18 protein-coding genes are annotated in these 18,712 nt (G+C 60.9%); 16 read left to right on the top strand and 2 right to left on the bottom strand.

The annotated features are described in order from the left end of the window. Positions 1 to 680: 680 nt before the first annotated feature. Positions 681 to 2,849: a putative bifunctional diguanylate cyclase/phosphodiesterase gene (locus AC6I8V_RS12650; RefSeq protein ID WP_497842597.1), complete on the bottom strand. Its 2,169-nt coding sequence runs from the start codon at positions 2,847 to 2,849 to the stop codon at positions 681 to 683. A gap of 312 nt (positions 2,850 to 3,161) precedes the next feature. Between AC6I8V_RS12650 and phnF the strand changes: the two genes are divergently transcribed. The 14 genes from phnF (at position 3,162) to phnE (AC6I8V_RS12580) (ending at position 14,522) form a co-directional block, all read left to right on the top strand. Beyond that, positions 3,162 to 3,878, top strand: coding sequence for a phosphonate metabolism transcriptional regulator PhnF (phnF, locus tag AC6I8V_RS12645; RefSeq protein WP_497842596.1), 717 nt, complete (start codon positions 3,162 to 3,164; stop codon positions 3,876 to 3,878). Beyond that, positions 3,875 to 4,321 (top strand): phosphonate C-P lyase system protein PhnG, encoded by a 447-nt coding sequence (gene phnG / locus AC6I8V_RS12640; RefSeq protein WP_497842595.1) that lies wholly within the window; start codon positions 3,875 to 3,877, stop codon positions 4,319 to 4,321. The genes phnF and phnG overlap by 4 nt, the downstream gene beginning before the upstream one ends. Next, entirely contained in the window at positions 4,321 to 4,896 is a 576-nt protein-coding gene (phnH, locus tag AC6I8V_RS12635) for a phosphonate C-P lyase system protein PhnH (RefSeq protein ID WP_497842594.1), read from the top strand. Before phnG ends, phnH begins: the two co-directional genes overlap by 1 nt. After that, a complete protein-coding gene (locus AC6I8V_RS12630) occupies positions 4,896 to 5,972 on the top strand; it encodes a carbon-phosphorus lyase complex subunit (RefSeq protein WP_497842593.1) in 1,077 nt (358 codons plus the stop codon). The genes phnH and AC6I8V_RS12630 overlap by 1 nt, the downstream gene beginning before the upstream one ends. Then, a complete protein-coding gene (locus AC6I8V_RS12625) occupies positions 5,965 to 6,813 on the top strand; it encodes an alpha-D-ribose 1-methylphosphonate 5-phosphate C-P-lyase PhnJ (protein ID WP_497845832.1) in 849 nt (282 codons plus the stop codon). The genes AC6I8V_RS12630 and AC6I8V_RS12625 overlap by 8 nt, the downstream gene beginning before the upstream one ends. Continuing rightward, positions 6,803 to 7,564 carry a phosphonate C-P lyase system protein PhnK gene (gene phnK, locus AC6I8V_RS12620; RefSeq protein WP_497842592.1) on the top strand — a complete coding sequence of 254 codons (762 nt, stop codon included), beginning with the start codon at positions 6,803 to 6,805 and terminating at the stop codon, positions 7,562 to 7,564. Before AC6I8V_RS12625 ends, phnK begins: the two co-directional genes overlap by 11 nt. A 104-nt stretch (positions 7,565 to 7,668) precedes the next feature. Next, positions 7,669 to 8,373 carry a phosphonate C-P lyase system protein PhnL gene (phnL, locus tag AC6I8V_RS12615; RefSeq protein WP_497842591.1) on the top strand — a complete coding sequence of 235 codons (705 nt, stop codon included), beginning with the start codon at positions 7,669 to 7,671 and terminating at the stop codon, positions 8,371 to 8,373. After that, on the top strand, positions 8,370 to 9,506 hold the full coding sequence (gene phnM, locus AC6I8V_RS12610; protein ID WP_497842590.1) for an alpha-D-ribose 1-methylphosphonate 5-triphosphate diphosphatase: 1,137 nt from the start codon (positions 8,370 to 8,372) through the stop codon (positions 9,504 to 9,506). Before phnL ends, phnM begins: the two co-directional genes overlap by 4 nt. After that, positions 9,506 to 10,042, top strand: a complete 537-nt coding sequence (phnN, locus tag AC6I8V_RS12605) for a ribose 1,5-bisphosphokinase (protein WP_497842589.1) — start codon at positions 9,506 to 9,508, stop codon at positions 10,040 to 10,042. Before phnM ends, phnN begins: the two co-directional genes overlap by 1 nt. Further along, positions 10,039 to 10,809, top strand: a complete 771-nt coding sequence (gene phnP, locus AC6I8V_RS12600) for a phosphonate metabolism protein PhnP (RefSeq protein ID WP_497842588.1) — start codon at positions 10,039 to 10,041, stop codon at positions 10,807 to 10,809. Before phnN ends, phnP begins: the two co-directional genes overlap by 4 nt. An 81-nt stretch (positions 10,810 to 10,890) precedes the next feature. Beyond that, positions 10,891 to 11,715 carry a phosphonate ABC transporter ATP-binding protein gene (gene phnC, locus AC6I8V_RS12595; RefSeq protein WP_497842587.1) on the top strand — a complete coding sequence of 275 codons (825 nt, stop codon included), beginning with the start codon at positions 10,891 to 10,893 and terminating at the stop codon, positions 11,713 to 11,715. A gap of 25 nt (positions 11,716 to 11,740) precedes the next feature. Then, positions 11,741 to 12,670 (top strand): phosphonate ABC transporter substrate-binding protein, encoded by a 930-nt coding sequence (gene phnD / locus AC6I8V_RS12590; protein WP_497842586.1) that lies wholly within the window; start codon positions 11,741 to 11,743, stop codon positions 12,668 to 12,670. Between the two features lie 107 nt (positions 12,671 to 12,777). Beyond that, positions 12,778 to 13,641: a phosphonate ABC transporter, permease protein PhnE gene (gene phnE, locus AC6I8V_RS12585; RefSeq protein WP_497842585.1), complete on the top strand. Its 864-nt coding sequence runs from the start codon at positions 12,778 to 12,780 to the stop codon at positions 13,639 to 13,641. Next, positions 13,638 to 14,522, top strand: coding sequence for a phosphonate ABC transporter, permease protein PhnE (gene phnE, locus AC6I8V_RS12580; RefSeq protein ID WP_497842584.1), 885 nt, complete (start codon positions 13,638 to 13,640; stop codon positions 14,520 to 14,522). The genes phnE (AC6I8V_RS12585) and phnE (AC6I8V_RS12580) overlap by 4 nt, the downstream gene beginning before the upstream one ends. On the opposite strand, the gene AC6I8V_RS12575 is transcribed toward phnE (AC6I8V_RS12580), so the two are convergent. Continuing rightward, complete coding sequence (locus tag AC6I8V_RS12575; protein WP_497842583.1) at positions 14,476 to 17,058, bottom strand: ATP-binding protein; 2,583 nt, start codon at positions 17,056 to 17,058, stop codon at positions 14,476 to 14,478. The genes phnE (AC6I8V_RS12580) and AC6I8V_RS12575 overlap by 47 nt on opposite strands. Between AC6I8V_RS12575 and AC6I8V_RS12570 the strand changes: the two genes are divergently transcribed. Both AC6I8V_RS12570 and AC6I8V_RS12565 read left to right on the top strand, forming a co-directional pair. Then, positions 17,057 to 17,233: a hypothetical protein gene (locus AC6I8V_RS12570; protein WP_497842582.1), complete on the top strand. Its 177-nt coding sequence runs from the start codon at positions 17,057 to 17,059 to the stop codon at positions 17,231 to 17,233. The two genes, AC6I8V_RS12575 and AC6I8V_RS12570, sit on opposite strands and share 2 nt — an antisense overlap. Next, a complete protein-coding gene (locus AC6I8V_RS12565; RefSeq protein ID WP_497842581.1) occupies positions 17,202 to 18,707 on the top strand; it encodes a sugar ABC transporter ATP-binding protein in 1,506 nt (501 codons plus the stop codon). The genes AC6I8V_RS12570 and AC6I8V_RS12565 overlap by 32 nt, the downstream gene beginning before the upstream one ends. Positions 18,708 to 18,712 lie beyond the last annotated feature (5 nt).

Here is an 18,712-nt window from a genome sequence, read left to right as displayed (position 1 = left end):
GACCCTACATCCCGTAGGGTGCGCATTAATGCGCGCCGTGTTAATGACCGCACGATAGGGAAGACGCATTGATGCACGCCATATTACGTGCGGTTTTCTATACGGTCGGCATAAATGCCGACCCTACACCCCGTAGGGTGCGCATTTATGCGCACCGTGTTAATGACCGCACGATAGGGAAGACGCATTGATGCACGCCATATTACGTGCGGTTTTCTATATGGTCGGCATAAATGCCGACCCTACACCCCGTAGGGTGCGCATTAATGCGCACCGTGTTAATGACCGCACGATAGGGAAGACGCATTGATGCACGCCATATTACGTGCGGTTTTCTATATGGTCGGCATAAATGCCGACCCTACATCCCGTAGGGTGCGCATTAATGCGCACCGGGTTAATGAACGCACGATAGGGATGACGCATTGATGCACGCCATATTACGTGCGGTTTTCTATATGGTCGGCATAAATGCCGACCCTACATCCCGTAGGGTGCGCATTGATGCGCACCGGGTTAATGACCGCACGATAGGGAAGACGCATTGATGCACGCCATATTACGTGCGGTTTTCTATACGGTCGGCATAAATGCCGACCCTACACCCCGTAGGGTGCGCATTAATGCGCACCGTGTTAATGACCGCACGATAGGGAAGACGGATTGATGCGCACCTGACCTCACACCATTCGCTCAATCTCCTCGATCGGCACTGCCTGGCTAAACAGATATCCCTGCAACTGATTGCAGCCCGCATCGGCCAGAGCGCTCATCTGGCCTTCGGTTTCGACCCCTTCGGCGGTGACGGTCAGGCCCATGGCATGGCCCAGCCGCACCACCGATTCGACAATCGCGGCGGAGTTTTGCGCTACACCCAGCGACTGAGTAAAGGAGCGATCAATCTTGATCTTGTCCACCGGGAAGGAACTGAGGTAATTCAGGCTGGAATAGCCGGTGCCGAAGTCATCCAGTGCGATGCGGAAACCGGCGTGGCGCAGCGCGATGATATTGTTACGCGCCTCGTGTTCGTCCTCAATCAGCACCCCTTCGGTGATCTCCAGCTCCATGCGTTGTGGATCTGCACCTTCTGATTGCACGATCTCGATAATGCGATCGACAAAGCCGCTGGCGCGGAACTGCACCGGCGAGACGTTGACCGCAACAATCAGCTGCGGCATCCGCAGCGACGTTTTACAGGCTTCGCGCAACACCCATTCGCCAAGCGGGATAATCAACCCGGTCTCTTCGGCGATGGCGATAAACTCGCCCGGCGACACTTCGCCGCGCGTCGGGTGGTGCCAGCGCAGCAGCGCTTCAAGTCCGACCACACGCTGGCCGCTGATCTCCATCAGCGGCTGATACCACACCGCCAGCCCATCAAAATGCAGCAGCGCCTGACGCAGATCGGCCGCAATCTGCTGCCGGGTGCGCAGTGACTCATCCATCGCCCGTTCAAACTGGCGATACTGGCCGCGCCCGCCATTTTTGGCCTCATACAGCGCGATATCCGCTTTGCGCATCAGCTCCTGACGATCCAGCCCGTCTTTCGGCGCCAGCGCCAGGCCGATGCTGGTGCCGATCCAGACTTCGCTGCCAAACAACAGATAAGGCTCGCTCAGGCTGCTGATGATGCGCTTCGCCAGCGCCTGCACCTGACCAATATTCTCCACATCCGGCATCACGATAATAAATTCGTCGCCGCCAATGCGGCCCACTGAATCGCTGGCGCGCACCAGACTGTTCAGGCGGTGCGCCACCTCGATAATCAAATCATCGCCCGCGTGATGGCCGTAGGTGTCGTTGATATTTTTAAAGCGATCGAGATCGATTAACAGCAGCGCGACGCGATGGTCATAACGCGCCGCCATCGCCAGCGCCTGGTTGAGACGATCTTCCACCAGCGAGCGATTGGGTAAACCGGTCAGCACATCATGGAATGCCAGATGCTGCGCCTGGGCTTCGCTGGCCCCCAGCCGGAGCAGCAACTGCGACAGGTTCAGCGACGAGGTCCAGATGCGCCGAACCATAAACAGACACACCAGGGTAATCATCATCACCGAAAGCAGGGTAGAGGGGCCGATGGTGCGCAGCATCTGCGCCCCAGGACGGTCCGGCTGCCAGCTGATATACCCCACCGGGTCTCCCTGGGCCGTATTCAGCAGATAGTGCGCATTGGGACCGGACTGCGGTGAATCGCTGGAAAAATGCAGCTCGCGCAGCTGGCTGCGATTCGCCAGGCCGTGCAGGTAGCCATCATCAAGGAATTTCACGCTCACCAGGCGATAGCGCCCGGTCTGACTCGCATCCGCGCTGATATCGCCCACCGCCAGTGAGGCGGCGCGATCGCCAATGCGCACAAAGTCGGCACGATCCAGCGGGGCGCTGACATTATCGCTGGCCCGCACCAGCGTGCTATGCAGCATCGCCTGCACATGCGGTCCCACCTGGCGATCCGCCACCTGTTGCCCGTTACGCCACACCTCCACCAGCTGATTATTGCGATCCAGCAGCAGCACCAGTTCATGGTCGAACATTTCATACAGCCAGTTGCCGACGTTCTCATCCAGCCAGTGTTGATTGGGTTGCGATAAGGCCAGTTGTTCGGCCAGCGGCGCCCAGCGGGTCAGGCTGCGCAGCTGGCGTAAATGCTCCGTCAGGCTTTGAGCGAAAGAAGCCTGAATCATGCGTTGCTGCTGATCCTGCGCTTCGTTATTGGTCAGCCGGGTGCCCCAGAACAGGCCCGCGCCCGCGCCAGCAAAGGTCAGTACCAGAATCGCCACTAACGGCAAAATTACTTCACGCACAAAATTGCGCCGAAAACCGTCGGACAGTTTGATTGCATTAATCATTATAAAGGTCGCGTAACAGGGAAGGGTCATGTTTTAACTTAGCAGAAGTCAGGAAAGCTGCATGGCGTAAGGGGTGTATTAATGTTGTGAAAATTAGCGGTATTTTTTTGAACACCGTCACAACAGTGACAGTTAAAAATTTTTTATTAAATGACCTGCCGTTTTGCGCTCAATTGTCCGCCTTAAAACAAATTCATCGCCACGTCACTGAGCCGTCACGGATTTGTCATTTGCCTGCGTCAAGGTAGTCGCCATCCCGCAGCGCCTCTTGCTGCGTTTCCTCAACCTTAAGCGAGTGAGGTATTGATCGTGATGGAGATATCCAGACATCCGACCACTGTTTATCAGGCGGTCGCCGCGCAGCTGGAGCAGGCATTGCAGGAGCGTTATCGCTGCGGTGACTATCTGCCTTCCGAGCAACAGCTGGCTGCGCACTATGAAGTCAACCGACATACGCTGCGCCGCGCGGTAGACGAGCTGGTCAACAAGGGCCTGCTGCAACGCCGCCACGGCGTCGGCATCCTGGTGCTGATGCGCCCCTACGATTATCCGCTGCACGCCCAGGCGCGCTTCAGCCAGAACCTGCTGGAGCAGGGCAGCCATCCCACCAGCGAACGTCTGCTGGCGGTGCTGCGTCCGGCCAGCAGCGATGTCGCCAGTGCGCTGGGCATCCACGAAGGCGACAACGTCATCCACCTGCGCACCCTGCGCCGCGTCAACGGCGTGCCGGTATGCGTGATTAACCACTATTTATCCGACCTGAGCTGGTGGCCCGCGCTGCAACAGTTCCACAGCGGATCGCTGCATGATCATCTGCAACAACATATCGGGCTGCAACTGACCCGCGCTCAGACCCGTATCAGCACCCGCCGCGCACAGGCCAAAGAGTGCAAGCAGCTGGAAATTGCCCTGCAATCGCCGCTGCTGTGCGTGCGCACCCTGAATAAAAACAGCGACGGTAAGGTGGCGGAATACTCCGTCAGCCTGACGCGTGGCGACATGATTGAACTGACCCTGGAGCACCAATGAAACAACCAACAGCCCGCCAGAACTGGCTCTCGGTGCTGGCCCACAGCGACGCCAGCGTGCTGGCCGCCCACTGGCAGCCGCTGCGTCTTGACCCGAGCTTTGAACGCGTACGTCCGGCCGAAACGGGTTTGACCCGTTTGCAGGCGCGTATGGGTGGCAGCGGCAACCGTTTTGTAATGGGCGATGCCACGGTGACGCGTGCGGTGGTGAAGCTGCATGACGGCACGCTCGGCTTCAGCTACGTGCTGGGACGCGACAAAGCCCATGCCGAACGTTGTGCGCTGATTGATGCCCTGCTACAGCAGCCGGAAACACAGGCGCTGATTGAAGAAAAAGTGATTGCCCCGCTGGCGGCCCTGCGTGAAGAGCAGCGTCAGCTGCGCGCGCGCGAAATCGCCAGCTCCAAAGTGGATTTCTTTACGCTGGTTCGCGGAGATAACTGATGACATTACTGGCAAGTTTTAACCATCCGGTGGCCGACGCGCAGCGCGCTTTCCGCCGCATTCTGAAAGCGATGAGCGAGCCGGGTGTGATGGTGGCATTGCCGCTGGCCCAGGGCTGGGGCGATCTGTCACCGGCGGCTACGGCGGTGTTGCTGACGCTGGTCGATCAGGAGAGCGCGTTGTGGCTGGATGGCAAAGTGGATAACGAAATCCTGCGCAGCAACCTGCGTTTCCATACCGGCGTGCCGATTGTCAGCGAGCGCGATGCGCCCTTCGCCCTGTCTCATGCCAGCGCCAACCCGGACCCCTCGCAGTTTGCCGCCGGTGACAACCTGTCGCCGGAAAAAAGCACCACGCTGATTGTGGAAGTTCCGTCCCTGAACGGCGGCCTGACGCTGCGTTTGTCGGGGCCTGGCCTGCGTGAAACGCGCGCCATTGCGCCGCAGCTGCCGGAAGCGATTCTGCATTATCTGCGTGAACGCCCGCATCCGTTCCCGCAGGGCGTCGATCTCATCTTTACCTGCGGTGAAGCGATGATGGCGCTGCCGCGGACCACTGACGTGGAGGTGTGCTGATGTACGTGGCGGTGAAAGGGGGCGAAAAGGCGATAGCCAGCGCCCATCAATTACAGGCCGATCTGCGCCGCGGCGATCGCGCCCTGGCGGAAGTTGCGTGCGACCAGCTGGCGCAACAGCTGGGCCTGGCGGTCGATCGCGTGATGACCGAAGGCGGTATCTATGATCCCCAGCTGGCGGCGCTGGCGATTAAGCAGGCGAGCGGCGATCTGGTGGAAGCCATTTTCCTGCTGCGCGCCTATCGCACCACGCTGCCGCGCCTCGCTGACAGCCTGGCGTTAGACACCGACGCGATGCGCATCGAGCGTCGTATCTCGGCGGTGTATAAAGATCTGCCCGGCGGCCAGGTGCTTGGCCCGACTTATGACTACAGCCACCGCCTGCTGGATTTTACCCTGCTGGCGAACGGCGAAACCCCAACGGCGCCGCGTGACGATCAGGCGCTGGCGCAGCATTGTCCGCATATGTTCAGCATGATGACCGCAGAAGGGCTGGCGGCGCGTGAAGAGGACGACGGCAGCGAGCCATGCGATATCACCCGCGAACCGCCAGCCTTTCCGGCCTCCCGTGCGGCGCGCCTGCAACAGCTGGTGCGCGGCGACGAAGGCTTTCTGCTGGCGCTCGGCTACTCAACCCAGCGCGGCTATGGTCGCAACCATCCATTCGCCGGTGAAATCCGTACCGGCTATCTCAGCGTCTCCATCTGCCCGGAAGAACTGGGTTTCGAGATTGAGATTGGCGAAATCCTGCTGACCGAATGCGAAATGGTGAACGGCTTCACCACCCAGGGCGACAGCGCGCCGCACTTCACCCGTGGCTATGGCCTGGTGTTTGGTCGTGCCGAGCGTAAGGCGATGGCGATGGCGCTGGTGGATCGCGCGTTGCAGACCCGCGAATACCAGGAACGTATCACCAGCCCGGCGCAGGACGAGGAGTTTGTGCTGGCGCACGCCGACAACGTCGAAGCGGCGGGCTTTGTCTCGCACCTGAAGTTGCCACACTACGTCGATTTCCAGGCGGAGCTGGAGCTGCTCAAGCGGCTGCGCCAACAGCATCAGGAGCAGAATGATGAGTGAACTGAGCGGCTATAACAGCGGTTATCTGGATGAGCAAACCAAACGCACCATCCGCCGCGCCATCCTGAAAGCGGTGGCGATCCCTGGTTATCAGGTGCCGTTTGCCGGACGCGAAATGCCGATGCCCTACGGCTGGGGCACCGGCGGTATTCAGATCACCGCCAGCATTATCGGCGATCAGGATGTGCTGAAGGTGATTGATCAGGGCGCGGACGATACCACCAACGCGGTCTCGATTCGGCGTTTCTTCCAGCGCGTCAGCGGCGCGGCCACCACCGAACGCACCCTTGATGCCACGCTGATCCAGACGCGTCACCGCATCCCGGAAACGCCGCTGGAGGAAGATCAGATCCTGATTTTCCAGGTGCCGATCCCGGAACCGCTGCGCTTTATCGAACCGCGTGAAACCGAAACCCGCACCATGCACGCGCTGGAAGAGTACGGCATCATGCAGGTCAAGCTGTATGAAGATATCGCCCGCTACGGCCATATCGCCACCACCTACGCCTATCCGGTGAAGGTCAACGATCGCTACGTGATGGACCCGTCGCCGATCCCCAAATTCGACAACCCGAAGATGCATATGATGCCCGCGCTGCAACTGTTTGGCGCCGGGCGTGAGAAACGCATCTATGCGCTGCCGCCGTACACCAAAGTGGAAAGCCTCGACTTCGACGATCACCCGTTTACCGTGCAGCAATGGGATGAACCCTGTGCGCTGTGCGGCTCGCGCCACAGCTATCTCGACGAAGTGGTGATGGATGACGCCGGTACGCGCATGTTTGTCTGCTCCGATACCGATTTTTGCCACCAGCAGCAGGAACAACAGCATGCACAGTGAACAACCGCTGCTTGCGGTCAATAACCTCACCCACCTCTATGCACCCGGCAAAGGCTTCGAAGAGGTGAGTTTTGAACTTTATCCCGGCGAAGTGCTGGGGATTGTCGGCGAATCCGGTTCCGGCAAAACCACGCTGCTGCGCAGCCTCTCGGCACGTTTAACGCCGCAGCAGGGCAACATTCTTTATCGTAATCAGGATCTTTATCAGCTGAGCGAAAGCGATCGGCGTCGCCTGCTGCGTACCGAGTGGGGCGTGGTGCATCAGCATCCGCTTGACGGCCTGCGTCCGCAGGTGACGGCGGGCGGCAATATCGGTGAACGCCTGATGGCGGTGGGGCAGCGCCACTACGGCGACATCCGCAGCGAGGCGATGCGCTGGTTGCAGGACGTGGAGATCCCGGCCGGACGCATTGACGATCTGCCCACCACCTTCTCCGGTGGGATGCAGCAGCGTTTGCAGATTGCCCGCAACCTGGTTACGCAGCCGACGCTGGTGTTTATGGATGAGCCGACGGGCGGGCTGGATGTGTCGGTGCAGGCGCGCCTGCTCGACCTGCTGCGCACGCTGGTGCGCGAACTCAATCTGGCGGTGGTGATCGTCACCCACGACCTCGGCGTGGCGCGTCTGCTGGCGCATCGCCTGCTGGTGATGAAACAGGGCAGGGTAGTGGAAAGCGGCCTCACCGATCGGGTGCTGGACGATCCGCATCATCCCTATACCCAGCTGCTGGTTTCATCGGTGCTGAGCTAACCCGGTGCGTCCATTTATACGGTGCGCAGCAATGCGCACCCGACATTTGGGTTCCTTGTAGGGTCGCCATTTATCGCGACCGCCAAAAACATCAGGACATCAACATGCAACCTTTATTGCGCGTAGAGAATCTGTGCAAAACCTTCGTGCTGCACAACCAGAGCGGCGTGGCGCTGCCGGTATTGCAGGACGCCAGCCTGGAGGTCAACGCCGGGGAATGCGTGGTGCTGCACGGTCGCTCCGGCAGCGGCAAATCGACGCTGCTGCGCGCCCTGTACGGCAACTATCAGGCCAACAGCGGCCATATCTGGCTGCAACATGCGGGCGAATGGATCGATATGGCGCAGGCCCCGGCGCGCCAGATCCTCGCCATTCGTCGCGATACCGTCGGCTGGGTCAGCCAGTTTTTGCGCGTGATCCCGCGCGTGCCGACGCTGGAAATCGTGATGCAACCGCTGCTGGAACGCGGCGTGGAACGCGCCTTCTGCGAAAAGCGCGCCAAAGAGCTGCTGACGCGTCTCAACGTGCCGCAGCGGCTGTGGTCGCTGGCGCCTTCCACCTTCTCCGGCGGGGAGCAGCAGCGCGTCAATATCGCGCGCGGCTTTATCGCCGACTATCCGGTGCTGCTGCTGGATGAACCCACCGCCTCTCTCGATAGCGCCAACAGCGCAGCGGTGGTGGAACTGATTGAGCAGGCGCGCGCCCGTGGCGCCGCCATCGTTGGCATTTTTCATGACGAAGCGGTGCGCGCCCGTGTGGCCGATCGCCTGCACGTCATGCAGCCGGTAACCACAGGAGCAGAAGCATGATCGTCAATAACGTCCGTCTGGTGCTGGAACAGGAAGTGGTGGCCGGATCGCTGGAAATTCGCGATGGCCGTATCGCCAGCTTTAGCGACAGCCGCAGCCAGCAGCCGGGTGCGCTGGATGGCGAAGGCGCGTTTCTGCTGCCGGGACTGGTGGAGCTGCACACCGACAACCTCGATAAATTCTTTACCCCGCGTCCGAAAGTGGACTGGCCTGCCCATTCGGCGATGAGCAGCCACGACGCACTGATGGTTGCCAGCGGCATCACCACGGTGCTGGATGCGATTGGCGTGGGCGACGTGCGCGACGGCGGACACCGTCTGGATAACCTCAACAAGATGATCGATGCCATTCGCGACAGCAACCGCAAGGGCGTGAACCGCGTTGATCACCAGCTTCATCTGCGTTGCGAGCTGCCGCATTACACCACGCTGCCGCTGTTTGAGGCGCTGGTCAGCACGCCGGAGTTGTCGCTGGTCTCGCTGATGGACCATTCGCCGGGCCAGCGCCAGTATGCCTCGCTGGAGAAGTACCGCGATTATTATCAGGGCAAATATCAGCTCAACGATGAGCAGATGGATGAGTTCGAGCGCGAACAGCTGGCGCTGGCGGCCGAGTGGTCGCAGCCGAACCGCAACGCCATCGCCGCGCTCTGTCGTTCGCGCGGCATTCCGATTGCCAGCCATGATGACGCCACCGCGGCGCATGTGGCCGAGTCCCATGACGTCGGCAGCGCCATCGCCGAGTTCCCGACGACGGTGGACGCGGCGGCGGCCTCGCGTGCCTGTGGGATGCAGGTGCTGATGGGCGCGCCCAATATCGTGCGCGGCGGATCGCACTCCGGCAACGTGGCAGCCTGGGAGCTGGCCAGCGCCGGACTGCTGGATATCCTCTCCTCCGATTACTACCCGGCCAGCCTGCTTGATGCGGTGTTCCGTTTAGTGGCGGATGAGCGCAACACGCTGGATCTGCCGCAGGCAATGGCGCTGGTGACGCGCAACCCGGCGCGCGCCATCGGCTTGCAGGATCGCGGCACCATCGCCGAAGGGTTGCGTGCCGACCTGGTGCTGGCGCATACCGACCACGGCCATCCGCATATTCGTCATGTCTGGTCGCAGGGCAGGCTGGTGTTCTGATGGCGCGCCTGATCTGGCTGACCGGGGCTTCCGGCTCGGGGAAAGACAGCCTGCTCAACGCGCTGCGCGAAGCGCCGCCGACACAACTGGTGATCGCCCATCGCTATATCACGCGCCCGGCCGATGCCGGGGGCGAGAACCATGTGGCGCTGAGCGAGGCCGAATTCCGGCGACGCGAGGCGCTCGGGTTATTCGCCCTGAGCTGGCAGGCGCATGGCCTCTGTTACGGGCTGGGCGAAGAGATTGACCACTGGCTGGCGCGCGGCCTGAACGTGCTGGTCAACGGATCGCGGCTGCATCTGCCAGTGGCGCAGCAGCGCTACGGCAGCCAGCTGCTGCCGCTGGTGTTGCAGGTGTCGCCTGAGGTGCTGGCTGCGCGTCTGCGCCAGCGTGGACGTGAAAGCGAAAGCGAGATCGCCCGACGGCTGGCGCGCGCCGCAGAACCGCTGCCCGCGCACAGTTTTCCGCTCAACAACGACGGTGCGCTGGCGGATACGTTGCGGCAGCTGCGCCAGCTACTGGAGCATCCCCCATGAAACTGACTTTTCTCGGCACCGGCGGCGTGCAGGCTGCGCCGCTGTTTGGCTGCGACTGCCTGGCCTGTCAACGCGCCAGGGCGGAACCCCGTCGCGCGCGCGGCCCGACCAGCGCGTTGCTCGACACCGGCCGCGAGCGCATCCTGCTCGATGCGGGCTGGCACGATCTGCCGCAGCGCTTTCAGCCTGGCGAACTGAGCCGCATTCTGCTGACCCACTTCCATATGGATCATGTCGCAGGCCTGTTTAACCTGCGTTGGGGCAAAGGGGAGCCGATTCCGGTCTGGGCGCCGCCGGATGAGAAGGGCTGCGATGACCTGTTTAAACATCCCGGTCTGCTCGATTTCCGCCCGCCGCTCACGCCCTTTGTGCCGCACCGCTTTGGCGCGTTGCAGGTCACTCCGCTGCCGTTGCAGCATTCCCGACTGACGCACGGTTATCTGTTCGACTGGCAGGGAACCCGTTTCGCCTGGCTATGCGACACCTGCGGATTACCGCCGGAGACGGCGGAATATCTGCACGGGCAGCCTCTCGATCAGCTGATTATCGACTGTAACGATCCCCCGCGCGCCAGCGTGCGTAATCACAACGATGTAACGCGCGCGTTGCAGATTATTGACCAGCTGGCCCCGCGTCAGACGTGGCTGGTGCACCTGAGCCACGAGATGGATAACTGGCTGCTCAACAATCGGTTAGCGGAAAATATTCAGGTGCCGCACGACGGTCAGCAGCTGACGTTTGGCTTAGCGCACGCTGTCACTGTTTGATCATTTGGCTGTCATCAGACGTTCATCGCATTTGGCCGTAATAAGCGGGCAATTAACACCTCAGATGAATCGGAGCGGAATATGGCACAGGCATTACTCAAGACCGTCGTCGACAATCCTTATGTTCCGCACACCCAGCAGGGCAACAAGGTGCTATCGGTGCAGGGACTGTGTAAAGCATACGGCGCAAACCGGGTGCTGGATGATGTCAGTTTCGATCTGCATGCGGGAGAACTGGTGGCGGTGATTGGCCGCTCTGGCGCAGGCAAATCGACATTGTTACATATGCTCAACGGCACCATCAGTGCGTCAGAAGGGGCGATCCTGAGCCTCGGCGCCGAACAGCGCAATGTGGTGACGCTTAACAGCCGCCAGATGCGCGAGTGGCGCAGCGAATGCGGCATGATCTTCCAGGATTTCTGCCTGGTACCGCGCCTTGATGTGCTGACCAACGTGCTGCTGGGCCGTCTGAGCCAGACCTCAACGCTGAAATCGTTTTTTAAAGTGTTTTCCGAAAGCGACCGCGCGCAGGCCATCGAACTGTTGCAGTGGATGAACATGCTGCCGCAGGCGCTGCAACGCGCCGAGAACCTCTCCGGTGGACAGATGCAGCGTGTGGCGATTTGCCGTGCGCTGATGCAGAACCCGAAGATCCTGCTGGCCGATGAGCCGGTTGCATCGCTCGATCCGAAAAACACCAAACGCATCATGGACGTACTGCGCCAGGTCAGCGAGCAGGGCATCAGCGTGATGGTGAACCTGCACTCGATTGAACTGGTGAAAACCTACTGTACCCGCGTGATTGGCATTCAGCGCGGCAAGGTGTTGTTTGACGGACATCCTTCTCAGTTGACCGACGGCCTGCTGCACGAGCTGTACGGCGACGAAATTAACCAGCTCCACTAACTCCACGGCAAGAGAATAACCACGAATGAAACTGACCTCTTTAGCTTTACTGACTGGCGCTCTGATGGCTTTTGGCGTTAACGCAGCGGATGCGCCAAAGCAGCTTAACCTCGGGATTCTGGGCGGTCAGAACGCCACCCAGCAGATTGGCGACAACCAGTGTGTGAAAACCTTCTTCGACAAAGAGCTGAACGTGGATACGCAGCTGCGTAACTCGTCAGACTACTCTGGCGTGATTCAGGGTCTGCTGGGTAACAAGATTGACCTGGTGCTGAGCATGTCTCCGGCCTCTTATGCGTCGGTCTACCTGCAAAACCCGAAAGCGGTGGATATCGTCGGCATCGTGGTTGACGACAAAGACGGTTCTAAAGGTTACCACTCGGTGGTGATCGTCAAGGCAGACAGCCCGTACAAAAAGCTGACCGATCTGAAAGGCAAATCTTTCGGTATGGCTGACCCGGACTCCACCTCTGGCTTCCTGATGCCGAACCAGGCCTTCAAGAAAGAGTTTGGCGGTACGGTGGATGACAAATACAAAGGTTTCTTCACCAACGTTACCTTCTCTGGCGGCCACGAGCAGGACATCCTCGGCGTGCTGAATGGTCAGTTTGATGGTGCCGTCACCTGGACGTCGCTGGTGGGTGATTACAACACCGGTTACACCTCAGGCGCCTTTGGTCGTCTGATCCGTATGGACCACCCGGACCTGATGAAACAGATCCGCATCATCTGGAAATCGCCGCTGATCCCGAACGGCCCAATCCTGGTGAGCAACAACCTGCCTGCTGACTTTAAAGAGAAAGTGGTGGCGACCATTAAGAAACTGGATAAAGAAGATCACAGTTGCTTTGTGAAGGCCGTGGGCGGTGAGCAGCATATCGGCCCGGCGACCGTGGCGGATTATCAGAACATTATTGATATGAAGCGCGACCTGATGAAGGGCAGCCGCGGCTAGTTTGACATCGAAACGGTGCGCATAACTGCGCACCCTACGGCCTGGGGTCGGCATTTATGCCGCCCCTGTCGAAATCCGCATCTTCCCCCAACCACAGGACTCCCCCATTGACCGACTTCGAACACTACTACCAACGTATCCGCCGTCAGCAAAAGCGCGACACGCTGCTGTGGTCGCTGCTGCTGGTGGCGCTGTACCTCGCCGCAGGCAATGTCGCGGAATTCAATCTGGTCACGGTCTGGCAGTCGCTGCCACACTTTTTTGACTACATTGGCGAAACCATGCCGGTGCTGCATCTGCCGGTGCTGTTTGCCGATGTAAAAACTGAAGGCTCGCTGGCGTACTGGGGCTATCGCCTCAACATTCAGCTGCCGCTGATCTGGGAAACCCTGCAACTGGCCGTTTCCTCGACGCTGATTGGCGTGTGTATCGCTGCGGTGCTGGCGTTTTTTGCCGCCGACAACACCCAGACGCCGACCGGACTGCGAATGGCTATCCGCGCCTGCGTCGCCTTCCTGCGCACCATGCCCGAACTGGCATGGGCGGTGATGTTTGTTATGGCGTTCGGCATCGGGGCAATCCCCGGCTTTCTCGCGCTGGCGCTGCACACCGTGGGCTGCCTGACCAAGCTGTTCTACGAAGCGATTGAAAGCGCCTCGGACAAACCGGTGCGCGGCCTTGCCGCCTGCGGCGCCAGCAAATTGCAGCGTATGCGTTTTGCCTTCTGGCCCCAGGTGAAGCCGACGTTCCTCTCCTACAGCTTTATGCGTCTGGAGATCAACTTCCGCTCCTCTACCATTCTCGGGCTGGTGGGCGCGGGCGGCATCGGTCAGGAACTGATGACCAACATTAAACTGGACCGTTACGATCAGGTCAGCATCACGCTGTTGCTGATTATCGTGGTGGTGTCGCTGCTGGATACGCTGTCCGGCTGGCTGCGCCGTCGCGTAGTGGAAGGAGAACGCGCATGATCGCCTTAGCCCCGGACGTCAGCAGGCTGAAGCAGGAGCACCCGGCGCTGTTCGCCTCGCAAAAACGCTATCTGCGCCGTATCGCGCTGGTGGCGCTGGCCGTGCTGCTGTATTACCTGTTTTTCTTCGAATTCTTCGGCATTGAATGGAGCCGCTTTCTGGTCGGCTGCCAGCAGCTGGGACGCTATTTTATACGGATGTTTTTCTGGCAGGACTTCGTCAACTGGCCGTTTGGTTACTACCTGTCGCAGATTGGCATCACGCTGGCGATTGTGTTCGTCGGTACGCTCACCGCCACCGTGCTGGCGCTGCCGATCTCCTTCCTCGCCGCCCGTAACGTGATGCACGATCCGCTGACGCGCCCGATTTCGCTGCTGATACGTCGTCTGCTCGATATCCTGCGCGGAATCGATATGGCGATTTGGGGTCTGATCTTTGTGCGTGCCGTCGGGATGGGGCCACTGGCCGGGGTGCTGGCGATTGTGATGCAGGATGTCGGCCTGCTCGGCAAACTCTATGCCGAAGGCCATGAAGCGGTGGAACGCTCGCCGAGTCGCGGTCTGGGGGCGGTCGGTGCCAACAGTTTGCAGAAGCACCGCTTCGGTATCTTCACCCAATCGTTCCCGACGTTCCTCGCCCTCAGCCTGTATCAGATTGAATCCAACACCCGTTCGGCGGCGGTGCTGGGCTTTGTCGGCGCAGGCGGTGTCGGTCTGGTGTATGCCGAAAACATGCGCCTGTGGAACTGGGATGTGGTGATGTTCATTACCGTGATCCTCGCGGCGGTGGTGATGGTGATGGATGTGATCTCCAGCCGCCTGCGTAAACGCTATATCACCGGGAAAGCGGTGCCGCTGTGGCAGCCTGCCGCGCGCGACTAAGCCGTTCACTGCGCTGCCAGGCGCGCTCCAGCGCCTGCACCAGCTGCGCCTGATGCCAGGGTTTTGCCAGCCGCTCACACAGCGGCAGCATCACCGGCGTCTGGCGCAGATCCTGTCCGCTGATCAACAGCGTGGCCAGTTGCGGCCACTGCTGCTGCGCCTGGCGGATCACATCCGCGCCGTTCAGGCTGCCTGGCAACATCAAATCACAGATTAATAGCTCGATATCCGGCGTCTGCTGCAACAGCGCCAGCGCGCTTTCGCCATCGCCGCACTCCAGCGTCAGATAACCCAGCTGATGCAGATGTTCGCACAGCGTCTGGCGTACCGCCGGTTCGTCGTCGAGGACCAGCACCAGCCGATCCGCGCTGTCGCTCAGCACCGGCGGCAGCGGCATGGCGACGGCTGGCGCCACCTCCGGCGCGCGCGGCAGCAGCAGGCGCACCGTGGTGCCCCGACCGGGAGCCGTATCGAGTTCGATCTGCCCGCCGGACTGCCGCACAAAACCGTAAACCATCGACAGGCCCAGCCCGCTGCCGCTGCCGATCGCTTTGGTGGTGAAGAAGGGTTCAAACACCTGATCCCGCACCTCGGCGGACATGCCACAGCCGTGGTCAATCACCTCAATGACGACGCGATCGCCGTCCTCCCGCTGCTGGTGCCAGATGCGCAGGCGGATTTCGCCGCTCTGTTGCGCCAGGGCATCGCGCGCATTCACCACCAGATTCAGCAGCGCATTCTCCAGCTGTCCGGCATCGATCCACGCGGGCCAGCCGGGACGCGGCGCATCCACCACCAGCTGCTGGCCCGGCAGCAGCGAGTGCTGCAACAATCCCTGCAAATTATCCACCAGATCCACCACGGACACCGCGCGCGGGTAGAGTGCCTGTTTACGCGAGAACGCCAGCAGCCGCTGGGTCAGCTGGGCGGCACGGTCGGCGGCCTGGCGTGCGCGCTCGATCCGGCTGGCGAGGGTGCCGGGCGGCAGCTGATCGACGGTCAACGCCAGGCTGCCGATAATCACCGCCAGCAAATTATTGAAGTCATGCGCCAGCCCGCCGGTCAGCTGTCCGACCGCCTTCATCTTCTGGCTGTGCAGCAGCGCTTCTTCCAGCGCTTTGCGCGTGGTGCGTTCCAGCACGGTATTCACCATGCCGCGGCGGGGCACCGGGCTGAAACGCAGCTCCAGCGTGCGGCCATCCGCCAGCCGGACTTCCTGCGCCTCAGCCAGCCCGTTTAACTCGATGCCATGCCGTCGCAGCAGCTGCTGATAATGCAGGCCGCGATGCAGCTCGCGCGGCGCAATGCCGAGCAGCTCAGCATATTGCGCATTCCACACCACCAGCTCGCCGCTGTTGTCGAACAGGGCAAAGCCGTCGCGCATTGCCAGGAAGGTGGATTCCAGCTGATTACTTTTCTCCTTCAGCAGCCGCGAGGTGTGCGCCAGCGAAGCGGTATTACGGGCAAACACGTTAAAGGCGCGCGCCAGATCGCCCAGCTCATCGCGCCGCGCCAGCCCCGGCACGTTGACGCTCTTTTCCCCCTGCGCCAGCTGCGTCATGGCATGGGCGATGGCGGTCAGGCTGGAGCCGAGGTTGCGGTAAATGTAGTAGCCGGCATAGCCGGTGATCAGCAGCGCCAGCAGCATAAACAGGCCAATAAAGCCGATGATGGAGTCCAGCTCCTGATGGGTGGCCTGGCTGCGGGTGTCGCTTTGCTGCGCCACCAGCTGCACATAGCGCGTGATATCACCATTCAGCATCGCCACCAGCGCTTTGATGCGGTAGGTGGCGTAGGCGATGGCGATGTCGCTCTGCTCCAGCTGTGCGGCCACCGGCAGCAGCGTCTGTTCGGTCGCCAGCAGCTGCTGCACTTTCTCACCCAGTATCCCGGCCAGCGGCACGGCGGACCACGGCCCGGTCAGCGTGTTGAGCTGCTGCACCGCCGCCTGCGGCGTGGATGACTGGATCGCCACCGTCAGCAGGCGCGCGGTTTGCTGGCGCAGGGCAAGGGAAGGGGCGTTGCGCGCCTGAAGCGCGAGACTATCGATATGGTTAAGCAGCAGCTGCGATTGCCACAGGCCGCTCAGCATCAGGTTACGTTGCAAATGACGTTCATGGCCTTTTAACAGCAGCTGATTGATGCTCTGCTCCAGCATCTGGCTGCGCTCGCGGATACGCTGCAACAGCACCGGCTGTTGCGCCGCCAGCGGGGCGCGGGCCAGCTGATTGAGGGAGCGTTGCAGCGCCTGCTGGGTTTGTTGCAGGCGCGCCGATTCGCTTTGATACTCCAGCGCCCCCACCACCTGCGCCAGCCGTACCGCAGCGGTTGCCACGTTGGCGGTATCGCGCGCCAGCGCCAGGCTGCCGCTCATATCCGCCAGGGTCTGCGCCTGCGCCTGCTCCTGAATGTGACCGGCGTGGCGAAATCCGCTAATCGCCACCAGACCCACCGCCAGGGTGACGCACACCACCAGCAGATTAAACAGCAGCAGGCGACCGCGCGCGCCCACCTGCCAGTGCAGACTCCGACTCATGCTGCGTCCTCCATCCGGCCTTACTCAGCGCGAGTATAAAAGTGGCCCGGCGGCGTTTTATGACAAATATGAATGGCCGCTGACATTTTCCATTTATCTGCCGTTGCTTAACTCGCTCCAGGATTTGCAGCAGGAGCGAACCGATGGCCGCCACACCGATACTGGAAATGCGTGAAATCACCCGGCGCTTTGGCAGTTTCTATGCGCTGAAAGGGGTCGATCTGACGGTCTGGCCTGGCGAAGTGCACGCGCTGATGGGTGAGAACGGCGCGGGAAAAAGCACCCTGATGAAGATTCTGGCCGGTGCGTACACCGCCAGCAGCGGGGAGATTCTTATTGACGGAAAACCCTACGCCATCAAAGGCCCGAAAGAGGCGCTGGCGGCGGGCATCACCCTGATTTATCAGGAAATCAATCTGGCTCCCAACCTGACGGTGGCGGAGAACATCTTTCTCGGCAGCGAGATCACCCGTGGCGGGCTGGTCAGGCGTCGTCAGATGGCGGACGAGGCGCAGCAGGTGATTAATCGCCTTGGCGCGCAGTTCAGCGCCACCGATCTGGTCAGCCGTCTCAGCATTGCCGAGCAGCAGCAGGTGGAGATCGCCCGCGCGCTGCATCGCAAAAGCCGCATTCTGGTGATGGATGAACCCACCGCCGCGCTCTCCAATCGTGAAACCGAACAGCTGTTTGCCCTGATCAAACGCCTGCGCAGCGAAGGCATGGCGATCATCTATATCAGCCACCGCATGGCGGAGGTGTATGAGCTGTCCGACCGCGTCAGCGTGCTGCGCGATGGGCAGTACGTCGGCAGCCTGACGCGCGATCAGCTTAACGCCAGCGAACTGGTGCGCATGATGGTCGGGCGACCGCTCAGCGACCTGTTCAACAAAGATCGCAGCATCACCTTCGGCGCGATCCGCCTCGCCGTCAATCACCTCACCGATGGCAAAAAAGTGCATCCCAGCAGCCTCGCGGTACGCGCCGGGGAGATTGTCGGGCTGGCGGGGCTGGTCGGGGCCGGGCGCAGCGAACTGGCGCAGCTGATTTTTGGCGTGCATACGCCGAATGGCGGGGAGATCTGGATTGATGGTGAAGAGGTGAAGATCCACTCACCACGGGAAGCCATCGCCCACGGCATTGGCTTTCTCACCGAGAACCGCAAAGAGCAGGGATTGTTCCTTGAGCTGGCGGCGCAGGAAAACATCGTGATGGCGACGCTGGAACGGGATGCCAGTTATGGCCTGCTCAATCGCCGCAAGGGCCAGAAAATTGCCAGCGAGGCGATTGAGAACCTCAACATTCGTGTGCCTCACGCCCAGGTGCGTGCCGGTGGCCTGTCCGGCGGTAACCAGCAGAAGTTGCTGGTGTCGCGCTGGGTGGCGATTGCGCCGCGCATTCTGATCCTCGATGAACCGACGCGCGGCGTTGATGTCGGGGCCAAAAGCGAGATCTACCGCATGATGAGCCAGCTGGCGCAGCAGGGGGTGGCGATTCTGATGATCTCCAGCGAGCTGCCGGAGGTGGTGGGGATGAGCGATCGGGTGTACGTGATGCGTGAAGGCACCATCGCCGGTGAGCTGAGCGGCGCCGATATCAGCCAGGAAAACATTATGACGCTGGCCACCGGTGCACAGCCGGTCCAGCCTTAAGGAGA

Source organism: Pantoea sp. X-Soil-TKNS-1207, from assembly GCF_059730485.1.
Note: the sequence above shows the minus strand (reverse complement) of the source record. Positions and strands in the feature narration are given on the sequence as shown.

Coding starts and splice junctions, on each gene's coding strand:
- phnK (WP_497842592.1), top strand. CDS start 6,803: ATGCACAGTGAACAACCGCTGCTTGCGGTCAATAACCTCACCCACCTC.
- AC6I8V_RS12565 (WP_497842581.1), top strand. CDS start 17,202: ATGGCCGCCACACCGATACTGGAAATGCGTGAAATCACCCGGCGCTTT.
- phnN (WP_497842589.1), top strand. CDS start 9,506: ATGGCGCGCCTGATCTGGCTGACCGGGGCTTCCGGCTCGGGGAAAGAC.
- phnG (WP_497842595.1), top strand. CDS start 3,875: ATGAAACAACCAACAGCCCGCCAGAACTGGCTCTCGGTGCTGGCCCAC.
- AC6I8V_RS12630 (WP_497842593.1), top strand. CDS start 4,896: ATGTACGTGGCGGTGAAAGGGGGCGAAAAGGCGATAGCCAGCGCCCAT.
- AC6I8V_RS12575 (WP_497842583.1), bottom strand. CDS start 17,058: ATGAGTCGGAGTCTGCACTGGCAGGTGGGCGCGCGCGGTCGCCTGCTG.
- AC6I8V_RS12625 (WP_497845832.1), top strand. CDS start 5,965: ATGAGTGAACTGAGCGGCTATAACAGCGGTTATCTGGATGAGCAAACC.
- phnP (WP_497842588.1), top strand. CDS start 10,039: ATGAAACTGACTTTTCTCGGCACCGGCGGCGTGCAGGCTGCGCCGCTG.
- phnC (WP_497842587.1), top strand. CDS start 10,891: ATGGCACAGGCATTACTCAAGACCGTCGTCGACAATCCTTATGTTCCG.
- phnL (WP_497842591.1), top strand. CDS start 7,669: ATGCAACCTTTATTGCGCGTAGAGAATCTGTGCAAAACCTTCGTGCTG.
- phnF (WP_497842596.1), top strand. CDS start 3,162: ATGGAGATATCCAGACATCCGACCACTGTTTATCAGGCGGTCGCCGCG.
- AC6I8V_RS12570 (WP_497842582.1), top strand. CDS start 17,057: ATGCTGCGTCCTCCATCCGGCCTTACTCAGCGCGAGTATAAAAGTGGC.
- phnM (WP_497842590.1), top strand. CDS start 8,370: ATGATCGTCAATAACGTCCGTCTGGTGCTGGAACAGGAAGTGGTGGCC.
- AC6I8V_RS12650 (WP_497842597.1), bottom strand. CDS start 2,849: ATGATTAATGCAATCAAACTGTCCGACGGTTTTCGGCGCAATTTTGTG.
- phnH (WP_497842594.1), top strand. CDS start 4,321: ATGACATTACTGGCAAGTTTTAACCATCCGGTGGCCGACGCGCAGCGC.
- phnE (WP_497842584.1), top strand. CDS start 13,638: ATGATCGCCTTAGCCCCGGACGTCAGCAGGCTGAAGCAGGAGCACCCG.
- phnD (WP_497842586.1), top strand. CDS start 11,741: ATGAAACTGACCTCTTTAGCTTTACTGACTGGCGCTCTGATGGCTTTT.